Raw genomic sequence first — 11,532 nt, forward strand, 5'->3', positions numbered from 1 at the left:
ATTAACTGCTGTTTACTAGTAAACTAATTTGGTATAGTTTAAAAATCTTTATTATTTTAGAGCAACAATCAAACCTAAAAAAAGCCCTCACCTTTTGGCAGGACTTTTTTTACAACTAACATTAAAACCAAAACATTCATTCAATTTTGATAGTGCCACATTACACCTCAAAATGGTATTTGTTTCAAAACTATAGCACAAATATACATACTCTACAATTTTAATAGACTAATATTTTGTGAAAATTAAGTTTAATTTTATTTTATGTTATCGAAGAAAACGCAATACGGTTTAAAAGCACTTGGTTATTTAGCAGAAAAACATGGTGAAGGCCCCATTTTAATTGCAGATATAGCTGCCCATAAAAACATACCCATCAAATTTTTAGAAAGTATTTTATTACTTCTCAAACAACATCAAATTTTAAATAGTAAAAAGGGCAAAGGAGGAGGTTATTTTTTAGCAGAACATCCTAAAAAAACAACCATCGCAAAAGCTATTAGAATTGTGGATGGGCCAATAGCTATGTTGCCTTGTGTAAGCTTAAACTTTTACGAAAAATGTAGCGATTGCGATGAAACACATTGCGGTTTAAGACGCACCATGGCCATGGTGAGAGATGCAACTTTAAAAGTATTAGAAAAGAAAACCTTGGTTGATTTAATTGATGGCGATTTAGTTGGATGACGCTCTTTTCAGCGTATTTTTTCCAAACTTATTTTTAAGGGCATCCATGGCTTTGTACAAATCTGTTTTCTTTTCGTTATTACCAAATAAACTGCCTTGTACAACATCACTTGTTAATTCGCTCAAACGTACGCCCAATAAGCGTATGGGGGCACCCTTTTTATGTAACTTATTAAATAATTCTTTTACAATAGGTAATATTTCATCATCTGCATCAGTATAATCAATGGTGGTTTGTTTTGATGTAGTTTCAAAATTAGGATACCTAATTTTCACTGCAACACACCCAGTTAGTTTACCATCTTTACGTAATTCAAAACAAATTTTTTCAGTGTATTTTACTAACTCACTGTGCAGAAAAGGTATATCGGCTATTGGCTCATCAAAAGTATTTTCTGTTGATATTGATTTTGATTCATGATAAGGAGCTACTTCACTCAAATGAATGCCATTACTTTTTGCTAATAAATCACCACCCCATTTGCCCAATCGCTCTTCTAAAACTGTTTGTGGTGTTTGGCTAAGTTGTTCAATGGTTTTAATACCCATAAAAGCCAATACCTTTTGTGTATGTTCACCAACACCTGGTATTTCTCCTACTTTTAAGGGCGCCAAAAATTGCTTTTCCATACCAAAAGGTATTTGCAAATAACCATTAGGTTTTGCTTGGTTAGTGGCAATTTTGGCCATCATTTTATTGCTCGATAAACCAAACGAAATAGGCAAGCCCGTTTCGTCCATAATTTGTTTACGCAAATCAATCGTCCATTGTGCAGGGTTAAAAAAAGTATCCATCCCAGTTAAATCAATATAAAACTCATCGATAGATGCTTTTTCAAAAAGTGGTGCTTTTGCAGCAATAATTTGTGTAACCCAACGAGAGTATCGGCTATACTCACCCCTACTACCTTTTAAAAAAATGGCTTGCGGACAAAGTTGTTTTACCTTACTCGATGGCATTGCTGAATGTACACCAAACTTACGGGCCTCATAGCTACAAGCCGCTACCACCCCACGTTCACGACCACCAACAATAACAGGTTTCCCTTTAAGTGATGGGTCGTTCAATATTTCTACCGACACAAAAAAGGAATCTAAATCAAAATGTGCTATAATACGTTGCTTGCTCAAATACTTTATTTAACCATATATTTCTAATAAACCCACTGGCACTTCTACATATACTTTTCTTGCCTTATTATCCATTCGTAATAAATTAGCTTCGTGTATGGGTATTAGTGCCTCATTATTATTATATAAAACAGTTACTAATATTTGGTGCGGCTGCTCAATTACTTCAATAATATTTCCTAAACTTTTATCAACATCTATTAACTCATAACCTAGTAAAGCAATTGGAGCTGCCTTAGCTGCAAATTTTTTAAAATCAACTTCTTGTAACCAAACATTTTTGGGTGTTAGTTTTCTTGCAACCTCTTTACTATCTACCCCTTCTAATTTAATATAAATTTCATCATCACTCTTAATAGAAGTAGCCTCAATAAAATGAGGTAAAAAATTGTTGGGCGTTTGTTCAATAAAAATAGCTTCTAAACCTTTTAAACTTGTTTTTTTACCAAGGCTATGTTGCAACACTAACTCACCCGTAAGGCCATGACTGGCAGCTAGTTTACCTATTTTAAAATATTCCATTGTTATCATTAAAGTGTAAAAGTAAGTTTGTTTTGCTTAAAAAATGGGGGCTATGTACAAAGGCAATATGGCAACAGTTGTTCTGGCTTTTCGCTGTACCTACACCGCCTTGGCGGCGGCTACGGTGCCGCTACAATCCAGCAGCCCATCAGCATTGGTACTATTTTCAACTATGCTGTACATAAAAAAGTCTCACAAAAATTGTGAGACTTCAATGCATTCGTATAAGTGGAACGGATCTACTTATTCTGCAGTGGGTGTTGTTTCTTCTGTCGCAGTGGTTGCATCAGCAGGAGCAGCTTCAATAGGTGTTGCAACAGCTTCTACTTTTTTAACTACTGGCACGTTGCGTTTGTCAATACGAGCTTTTTTATCAGCACCTTGACGTTTAGCAACATGAGCGTCATGCTCAGCACTCCACTTAGTAAATTTTTCCATTGCAGCAGCTTCGTCGAATAAGCCTAAGCCTACACCACGTAACAAGTGCTTAAGGTACAATACACCTTTAAACGAAAGAATACGGCGTACAGTATCGGTAGGTTGAGCACCTTTCTGTAACCAATCCAACGCTTTTTGACGGTCAATCTGAATAGTAGCAGGAACCGTTAAAGGGTTGTAAGAACCTAATTTTTGAATAAATTTACCATCACGTGGGCTACGGGCATCCGCAATAACGATGAAGTAAAAAGGTCTTTTTTTAGACCCATGTCTTTGTAATCTCATTTTAACAGCCATAAAATAGAAATTTTTTGGTTGTGAACAAATATGGTTAATCTCTTCCTTTGAAAAGGATGGCAAATATAACAACAGCTACAAACATATCCAAAACAAAAAATTTTATAAAACCTAAGCCTTGTGCTAAACACCCTATAAAATGATGTGTTTAAAAAAACATCTTTTTAAAATGATAACTATTAAAATATTAATGACCTTTGCGAAAATTTTTTAAATGCAAATACAGATTTTAAAATCAAAAGTGCACAGGGCTGTCATTACTGAGGCCAACTTAAATTATGTAGGCAGCTTAACGTTAGATGAAGATTTAATGGATGCAGCCAATATGATTGAGCATGAGAAAATACAAGTGGTTAATGTAAACAATGGCGAACGCATTGAAACATACTTAATAAAAGGTAAAAGAGGTAGTGGTGTTGTGTGTTTAAATGGCCCTGCTGCCCGTAAAGGTGCCGAAGGCGATGTGGTCATCATCATATCATACGCACTCATGGATTTTGAAGCAGCTAAGGCTTATAAACCGGTTGTTGTATTTCCAAAAGATGGCAATACTTTGTAGGTTGGCTATATTTTTTAAAAAAGTTTAAAAAATATTTAAAATCATTTGATTATTACAAAATAGGTTTGTATTTTTGCAGCCCTTAATCAAAGGAGAGATGCCTGAGAGGCCGAAAGGAACGGTTTGCTAAATCGTCGTACGGGTTACACTGTACCGTGGGTTCGAATCCCACTCTCTCCGCAAATCTTAAGGAAGTAGCTACGACAACAATAAGTTCGGGATGTAGCGTAGCCCGGTTATCGCGCCTGGTTTGGGACCAGGAGGTCGCAAGTTCGAATCTTGCCATCCCGACTAAAAACCTTCAATTTATTTTGAAGGTTTTTTTGTGCCCTGTAATCTAATTCAGATTTTTTAATCAGGAATGTGTCAAATTTAAACTTTGTATTTAGAAATTTCAACAGACTTTTAATTATTCTTTAAATAAAAAGAAGAAGCCTCATTATTAAAAGTTAGCACGGACATTAGCTTAAATTACTTCCATTTATCAATATAGACCTTAATGAAAAGAGGCTGACTCAATCTGAAAAGGCAGCCTCTATATATTATTCTTTAACTAAAAAACGGCAACATAAATTATGTGCAGGTAATTTTATATTAGGGCCTTTATTTGGTAAGAATCATCTTTTTAGAATCAATCAAAATTCCATCTACAAATAAGGTGTATATGTAAGATCCTGCACTTAGCTGTCCTCCAGTAATCTCAATTTTTTCTCCACTTTTATTATTCAATTCAAATGATTTTAGTTTTCTTCCATCTAAAGTAGTTATAATGATAATTGCTTTTTTTGAAATAGGTACACTATAACGTATAGTGGTTGTATTGTTAAAAGGGTTAGGTGTATTTTGATAAAGTTTTGCTTCCCTTCCATCTTGTGTTATGTATATTGAGCCTTCCATATTTTTATTTTTTAGAGAAGAAACTAATTCACGCAACTCATCCAAATCTTTTCTTAAAGATTTGTTTATTTCTTTTTGCTCATCGATATTTTGTTTTAAAGATTCGTTTTGAGCACTTAATTCTTGCACCGATTTTACAAGAGGTACTACAAATTGTGAGTAGGCAAGCCCATAATTATCTTCTTTCGTTTCAGGTTTATGAATTCCACTAAAATCATAGCCTACAGCATTAGCAGCTTTTTCAACCTCTTGTGCTATAAAACCACTTTGGCGAATTTTTGTAGATTTTTCAAAGTCTTTATTCAAGTAAAAAGCACGAATACTATCTGGCATATTTTGAGTTAGAAATTCTTGGTATTTTTTTGAATCAAAATTGTACACTACAGGGCGAAGTTGGTTAATAAATTCTAACCCTTTGACATCGAATGAATTAATATTCGATTTAAAACGTCCGTCAGAGGTGGTTATATACATTGGGCCTTCCACGAGTGTTACATTAGCATCTCCTAGACGAATTTTGTTGGAAATATTTACAATTGCTGAAGCTCCAATAGCTGAGGCATTATTTAAATTTGCAGTTGACACATTAGCATAAAAACCAAAAGCTGCATTAAGATTACCAACAGTATTTGTAATCAAAGACATCGAGCCACATCCTACATTATCCTCACCATCTGAATTTTTCAGAAGTGAGCGAAAACCTATACCAGTATTTAAATTTCCTATGTTATTATTCTGTAGAGTTTGCGACCCAACCGCAATATTTTGTTTACCAGTACTGTTAAAACCTAGTGCGGTATTGCCCAACGCTATGTTATCATTCCCTGACCTATTATTTGATAGTGCTGCAGATCCAATGCCTATGTTATAACTTCCACTAGTATTCAAAGATAAAGCATTAGAACCTAGCCCTGTATTCCCATCTCCTGTGTTTGATAAAAGAACAGCATAACCTATGGCAGTATTTCCCCCTCCTGTAGTGTTTGCATTAAGAGCCATAAAACCAACGGCAACATTTCCTTCACCAGTTTTATTATATTGCATTGCCGAGAAGCCATTGGCAGTATTGTATCTTCCAAATACGTTGTCGTTATTGATACCAGATTCTTGACCATAAAAAGTATTTGCTGTTAATGGATCGAATCGACCCGCTTATAAATTATTTACTCTAAAATTCAAAGCCTTATTATCAGTAGTACCAATAAAATTTGTGCCATCAATAGTTCCCGCATTACCTGTTAAAGCCCAGCCTAGACTACTGCCGCCGCCAATAGGTGTTTGCCATATAGCATTACCGAAACCATCTGACGTTAATACATTTCCTGCGGTTAGTATACCTCCGGTTATCTGCAATCCTCCGGAAATAACTTTGGTATTTGTTCCCGTACCTGCATAGACTGTAGTTACATTAGCATCGCCTAATTGAATTGAATTACTTGCATTCACAATTGCGTTACTACCTATTGCTGTGGCGTTGGTAAGTGCATCAGATACAACATTTGCAAAATATCCTATCGCTGTGTTATTTTTTCCTCCCCTATTAAATATTAGACTATTCATACCAACTGCGGTATTATTAGAACCAGTGGTATAATTTAATGAGCCATTCCCAATACCTGTATTGGCTTCACCAACTGTGTTAAATGAGATACTTCCGGAACCAATACCTACATTGAAATTACCTGAAATGTTTCCAGACAATGCACTCGAACCAATTTCAATATTAACTAGCCCTGTTTTATTATATTCTAGAGTCCTTTCTCCTATACCAACATTGTAAGAACCTGAAGTATTTTGTTTTAAAGTATATAAACCAATACCTACGTTACCATATCCAGAAATGTTAGAACTTAAAGGTAAAATACCAATAGCAATATTTGCATTTCCTCCATTCACTGGTATAGAATTTGAATTGTAAGATATATTTTGCTAATAGCCTTTACTTAACATTATTGATAAAACAATAAAAAGTTGTAGAAATGATTTTAACTGGGTTGTTTTAAATAAATGAAAAACGGTTAAATTAATTTTGATATAAAATAAGAGTTTAGATTAATAAGTTTTTTTTAATAGATATAAATCAAATAATTTGTTGAAATATTAAAAAAAAATATATAATAATTTTTTAACTCAACTAATTTTTTAAAAAAAGCGGCTACAAAATGTAGCCGCTTTATAAAAGGAAATGAGTATTATTATTGTAGTGGTAAATTAAAAGCCCCATTTGTAATTTGCAGGGTAGCCCCTGCCGTATTTTTTACAGCACCTGTAAATGTACCTGTTACATTGGTTGCTGTAATTGTATTTATCGTAACACTAAATGGCATTGTTTGAATAGAGCCATCAGTAGTAGCTGTATAATCAATACCTGTATTATCTGTATAAGCCACATCAAGTAGTATGAATTGTGCAAATTGATTCACATTATATGTGGATCCATTGATAAAATATGGTGCTTGTTTGGCAATATCTATATAAAACGATTCTTGAGAACCTGCTGCTGCATCACCATTAATTGATAGTAGAAAAAAGTTTCCAGGAGGTAATGGTGGAGGAGCTGCCACAACTGAGGTATCTGCACTGTTAATAAAATTAAATGTTTTGGTTACAGAGCCAATATTAAAACTTAATGTACCATTTGTAGATGGTGCAGAAGAATAAGTCTGATTCAAACTGCACGTTCCTGTACCACCCGTACCTGTTATGGTATATGTAAAAGTTCCCGCTGCACTAGCAGGACCGGCAGAAGCATACAAAGTAACATTTTGTGGCGTAGGAGAAGCTGCTAGGACCCCACTACCTGAAAATGTAACGTTATTCTGAGTGTTTGACGAAATAGAATAGGAACCTCCTGCGGTAGATGTTATGCTAATTATAACAGAATCACCTGCTGTGGAAGAACCCGCTTGATACGTTCCAAAAAACTGTGGTGTAGAACAATCGAAACTATAAGTAGCTGGTGTAGGTGCTGCTTGTACAGTTAAAGAAAACCCACAATTACTTGCCGGGGTTGTTGTATTTAAAGCATATTGAAAAGGACCTGCCGCAGTCGGTGTGCCACTAGCAAGCAATCGAATCGTTTGATTGGTTCCAACTGACAAATTCCCTGTTGATGAAAAAGAAACTCCATTAACCGTAGAAGATGTAATAGTGTAAGTTCCCGCAGTTGTAACATCCACTTTTACATCAACAAAATTAGCTGGGGTAGTCTGAATAGTAGCATAAAAATTATTGGACTGCGTTGCACCTGTACAGGTGGTTGGTGTACCAACAAGTGTATATACCGCTGTTGTAGAACCGCCACCTGTACCAGTAACGATTACATTTATTTGGCATGAACTTGTATCAAACTTTACTGTAAAAACATCTAAAGATGGCGCTACTGGTCTACCTGAACCTAATAGTCGAATAGTGTTTAAGCCAGCAACAGCAACTGAGCCTGAAGCACTGAATGAATAACCATTGATGGTATCGGTTTTTATTACATAAGCACCTGTATTAACTATATTAACTTGTACATCAACATAGTTGGTTGCATTAAGTAAAGTATCTTTTTGATAGGTACCATTAATTAGTACTGGTAAACAGTCACCATTTGTGTCTGACTTTAAAGAACCTGTTGCTAGACCAAGCTCTAAACTCAATTCTTTTTGACATGCAGTAAATACCATTGTGGCACTTAAGAAAAGGACAAGAAAACGTAGATATTTCATTTGTGCGTTTTTATTATTGTTTTTATGAAACCTGTGATTGATCGTCAGTTAAAGATGTTGTTTCAACTGTATGATGCTCATTTTGATTATTATGTTGCTTAAAAAACCTTTTTTGAAATATGAATATACTAATAATACCAATACTTATAGCTGCATCTGCAATGTTAAAAATTGGCCTAAAAAACTCAAATTGTTGTCCTCCCCAATAAGGCACCCAATTTGGAAAAGTACCGTGTATTAGAGGAAAATACAACATATCCACCACGTTACCATGCAAGAAACTGCTATAACCATTTTTTGAAAACTCAGCTAAACCACTATAATTGATATAATCATTTATTTCGCTGTTATATAACATTCCTTTATCAAAAATAATTCCATAAAAACAGCTGTCAATTAAATTACCAATTGCCCCTGCATAAATTAATGTTGCACAAATAACAAAGCCTTTGTGGTGTCTTTTTTTTAAAATTGAACCTAAGTACCAAGTACCAAAGCCTACAGCTATCAATCTAAATAAGGTTAATGCCATTTTACCCCAATTACCTCCAAACTTCCATCCGTAAGCCATGCCAGGGTTTTCTACAAAATACAATTGAAACCAGTTACCTGCAACTGGCTGGGATGTTCCAATAGTAAAATTAGTTTTAATATAAATTTTTAATGCCTGATCAACAAGCAATACAAACAGAACGATTATTACAATATGTATTTTTTTCATATAGAAGTAGCGCAAATATAGAAATTAGCTTTGAGTTTTTTTAAGATGTTTATAATATTAAGCACCTATTAATCTTCAAAATAAACCCTTTTAACCCTTTGAGAAATATTGGTAAGTATTTCATAAGGTATTGTGGTTGCCCATGTAGCCATATTGTTTACTGTAGGTTGCTCACCAAATACAATAATTTCATCACCTTCATTAGCATCTATACCAGTGATATCTAACATAGTCATATCCATACAGATATTGCCAATAACTGGCGCCAACATATCATTGACCAACATTTTTCCGTTACCATTTCCTAATAAACGAGGGTATCCATCAGCATAACCTATACGTACGGTTGCCACTTTTGTATTTTGCTGCACCATAGCGTTGCGATTGTAGCCAACACTTTCACCAGGCTTTACCCATTTAATTTGAGAGATGGTTGTTTTTAATGTTGCAACAGGCGCTAATTGTTGTTGTATAAATGGTGTTGCATCAACTCCGTATAAACCAATACCAAGTCGCACCATATCATATTGTAGCGTAGGATGCCTATAAATAGCCGAAGAATTAGCAATGTGTTTAATAAAAGTGTACCCAAGTGCTTGCTCCAATAAAGCTGCCATTTTTAAGAATAATGTTGCTTGATGTGCAGTAAAATCATCATGCTGAGCTGCATCGCTTGCTACTAAATGAGAAAATGCTGAAACTACTTTAACTGAATTTGTTTTCTTTAAAATATTACAAAGTGTTGGAATATCAGATTCATCGAAACCCAAGCGATGCATACCCGTATCTAACTTAATAAAAATTGGGTAATGCTTTATTTGTTTTTCATTTAAAAAAGCGATGAACTTTTGTAAAATATTAATAGAATAAATTTCTGGCTCAAGATGGTATTGTACAATTTTAGAAAAACCAGCTACTTCAGTATTCATAATCATGATAGGTAATTGAATACTAGCATTGCGAAGCTCAATAGCTTCATCTGCGTATGCTACCGCTAAATAATCAACACCGGCATGTTGTAATACATTTGCAATTTCAAAACCACCTGTACCGTAACTAAATGCCTTTACCATCACCATCGTTTTTACACCAGGCGCCTGCAATTTTCTGTATACGTTTAAATTATGTCGAATACTATTTAAATTAATTTCTAGTTGGGTTTCGTGTACTTTTTCTTCTAGCAAGGAGCTAATTCTTTCAAACTGAAATTTTCTAGCACCTTTTAATAATATTACTTCGTTTTGTAATTGCAGCTCTTGATAATTTGAAATAAAATCATTGGTTGTTGCATAAAAATGAATGTGATCAATTTGCTTAAAAAATGAAGCATTTTCACTTATTTGAGTACCAATACCAATAAACCTATAGAGATGTTTGTTTTGAAGAATCGATGCAATTTGTTGGTACAATAATGATGCTTCAACCCCTGTTTGTAATAAATCACTTAAAATAACAGTATGTTTTGCTTGTTGATTTTGTTGAGCTAAAAAATCAAGCGAAATAGCAAATGATTCAATATCTGCACTGTAACTATCGTTTATAATAGAACAATTGTGTAACCCTTTTTTAAGTTGCAAACGCATTTCTATGGGCCTAAGTTGCTCCATCAAAGGTGCCACTGAAGCAGCATCTACCTTTAAAATAACCAATACACAAAAACATGAAATGGCATTTGCAACAGAAGCATTATCAGTAAAAGGAATAATAAAGTTTACGTTGTTATTATAATATGTTAACTCAATAGAGGTTACGTCATTTTTCTTTTCAGTATTAATAAGTTTTATGGTAGCATTTTCATTTACACCCCAAGTAATGGTTTTTAAATCTTTATTTTTTTCCTCTTTAAACTTATTTACTTCATCATGCAACAAAACATCATCAATGTTATATACCAAAAATTTGGCTTGTGTAAATAATAATAATTTCTCATTTATTTTTTGTTGCATTGATGTAAACCCCTCGTTATGGGCGCTACCCATTGAGGTTACAATACCGATACTTGGATTAATTATAGGCTGCAGCAATGCCATTTCGTTAGGTTGTGAAATACCTGATTCAAAAATAGCTAACTCATCAGCAGCATTCATTTTCCAAACACTTAATGGTACGCCAATTTGTGAGTTATAACTTTTAGGACTTCGTACAATTTTGTATTGATAATGTAGTAATTGGTATAACCACTCTTTTACAATTGTTTTACCGTTGCTACCTGTTATACCTATCACTGGTATGTTAAATTGGTTACGATGATGCGTTACCAGTTGCTGAAGGGCATGCAACACATTATTAACTATTACAAAATTTGCTTGGGGCAAATCATCAAAAAAATGGCTATTTATATTTTGAGGCACTACAAAACAACGTACACCTTTATGATATAAAGTTGTTACAAAAGAAATGCCTTGCCTGTTATTACCTTCTAAAGCAAAAAAAATGGTAGATGATGGTATTAATAATTTTCTGCTATCGGTTAATAAATAATCAACGAGTACATCATTTACTTGATGAAATGATGTATTTGTAATAACATTTGTAATTTTTGAAAAAGTGATAGCCACTTAAAATTT

10 protein-coding genes and 2 tRNA genes are annotated in these 11,532 nt (G+C 34.0%); 4 read left to right on the forward strand and 8 right to left on the reverse strand.

Annotation, left to right across the window (positions count from 1 at the left end):
* The first annotated feature begins 264 nt into the window (after positions 1 to 264).
* Positions 265 to 687, forward strand: a complete 423-nt coding sequence (locus tag ACFOWM_RS05835) for an RrF2 family transcriptional regulator (RefSeq protein ID WP_379707749.1) — start codon at positions 265 to 267, stop codon at positions 685 to 687.
* Here ACFOWM_RS05835 and dinB read toward each other — a convergent pair.
* The 3 genes from dinB to rpsP form a co-directional block, all read right to left on the reverse strand.
* Positions 676 to 1,818, reverse strand: coding sequence for a DNA polymerase IV (gene dinB / locus ACFOWM_RS05840; RefSeq protein ID WP_379707750.1), 1,143 nt, complete (start codon positions 1,816 to 1,818; stop codon positions 676 to 678). The genes ACFOWM_RS05835 and dinB overlap by 12 nt on opposite strands.
* Before the next feature lie 9 nt (positions 1,819 to 1,827).
* Positions 1,828 to 2,340, reverse strand: a complete 513-nt coding sequence (locus ACFOWM_RS05845; RefSeq protein WP_379707752.1) for a ribosome maturation factor RimM — start codon at positions 2,338 to 2,340, stop codon at positions 1,828 to 1,830.
* A gap of 243 nt (positions 2,341 to 2,583) precedes the next feature.
* Positions 2,584 to 3,075 (reverse strand): 30S ribosomal protein S16, encoded by a 492-nt coding sequence (gene rpsP / locus ACFOWM_RS05850; protein WP_379707754.1) that lies wholly within the window; start codon positions 3,073 to 3,075, stop codon positions 2,584 to 2,586.
* Positions 3,076 to 3,289: 214 nt separating this feature from the next.
* On the opposite strand from rpsP, the gene panD reads away from it, so the two are divergent.
* From panD to ACFOWM_RS05865, 3 genes are all read left to right on the forward strand, one after another.
* The gene (gene panD, locus ACFOWM_RS05855; protein ID WP_379707756.1) at positions 3,290 to 3,634 is read left to right on the forward strand and encodes an aspartate 1-decarboxylase; all 345 of its coding nucleotides are present in this window, start codon (positions 3,290 to 3,292) and stop codon (positions 3,632 to 3,634) included.
* A 91-nt stretch (positions 3,635 to 3,725) separates the two neighbouring features.
* Positions 3,726 to 3,814, forward strand: a tRNA-Ser gene (locus ACFOWM_RS05860).
* A gap of 36 nt (positions 3,815 to 3,850) precedes the next feature.
* Positions 3,851 to 3,925 (forward strand) — tRNA-Pro (locus ACFOWM_RS05865).
* A gap of 312 nt (positions 3,926 to 4,237) precedes the next feature.
* Here the strand turns inward: ACFOWM_RS05865 and ACFOWM_RS05870 are convergent.
* From ACFOWM_RS05870 to ACFOWM_RS05890, 5 genes are all read right to left on the reverse strand, one after another.
* Positions 4,238 to 5,575 (reverse strand): tail fiber domain-containing protein, encoded by a 1,338-nt coding sequence (locus tag ACFOWM_RS05870; protein ID WP_379707758.1) that lies wholly within the window; start codon positions 5,573 to 5,575, stop codon positions 4,238 to 4,240.
* Positions 5,576 to 5,683: 108 nt separating this feature from the next.
* Positions 5,684 to 6,427, reverse strand: a complete 744-nt coding sequence (locus tag ACFOWM_RS05875; protein WP_379707760.1) for a hypothetical protein — start codon at positions 6,425 to 6,427, stop codon at positions 5,684 to 5,686.
* A 299-nt stretch (positions 6,428 to 6,726) separates the two neighbouring features.
* Positions 6,727 to 8,244 carry a hypothetical protein gene (locus ACFOWM_RS05880; RefSeq protein WP_379707762.1) on the reverse strand — a complete coding sequence of 506 codons (1,518 nt, stop codon included), beginning with the start codon at positions 8,242 to 8,244 and terminating at the stop codon, positions 6,727 to 6,729.
* Positions 8,245 to 8,266: 22 nt separating this feature from the next.
* Positions 8,267 to 8,965 carry a lipoprotein signal peptidase gene (locus ACFOWM_RS05885; protein WP_379707764.1) on the reverse strand — a complete coding sequence of 233 codons (699 nt, stop codon included), beginning with the start codon at positions 8,963 to 8,965 and terminating at the stop codon, positions 8,267 to 8,269.
* A gap of 68 nt (positions 8,966 to 9,033) precedes the next feature.
* Positions 9,034 to 11,523, reverse strand: coding sequence for a bifunctional UDP-N-acetylmuramoyl-tripeptide:D-alanyl-D-alanine ligase/alanine racemase (locus tag ACFOWM_RS05890; RefSeq protein ID WP_379707766.1), 2,490 nt, complete (start codon positions 11,521 to 11,523; stop codon positions 9,034 to 9,036).
* Between the last annotated feature and the right edge of the window lie 9 nt (positions 11,524 to 11,532).

The organism is Ferruginibacter yonginensis, from assembly GCF_042651465.1.
GTDB lineage: Bacteria > Bacteroidota > Bacteroidia > Chitinophagales > Chitinophagaceae > Ferruginibacter > Ferruginibacter yonginensis.

Bases quoted from the DNA above. Each gene is read 5' to 3' on its own strand.
- ACFOWM_RS05870 (WP_379707758.1), bottom strand. From the start codon at position 5,575: ATGCAATATAATAAAACTGGTGAAGGAAATGTTGCCGTTGGTTTTATG.
- ACFOWM_RS05885 (WP_379707764.1), bottom strand. From the start codon at position 8,965: ATGAAAAAAATACATATTGTAATAATCGTTCTGTTTGTATTGCTTGTT.
- ACFOWM_RS05835 (WP_379707749.1), top strand. From the start codon at position 265: ATGTTATCGAAGAAAACGCAATACGGTTTAAAAGCACTTGGTTATTTA.
- panD (WP_379707756.1), top strand. From the start codon at position 3,290: ATGCAAATACAGATTTTAAAATCAAAAGTGCACAGGGCTGTCATTACT.
- rpsP (WP_379707754.1), bottom strand. From the start codon at position 3,075: ATGGCTGTTAAAATGAGATTACAAAGACATGGGTCTAAAAAAAGACCT.
- ACFOWM_RS05880 (WP_379707762.1), bottom strand. From the start codon at position 8,244: ATGAAATATCTACGTTTTCTTGTCCTTTTCTTAAGTGCCACAATGGTA.
- ACFOWM_RS05845 (WP_379707752.1), bottom strand. From the start codon at position 2,340: ATGGAATATTTTAAAATAGGTAAACTAGCTGCCAGTCATGGCCTTACG.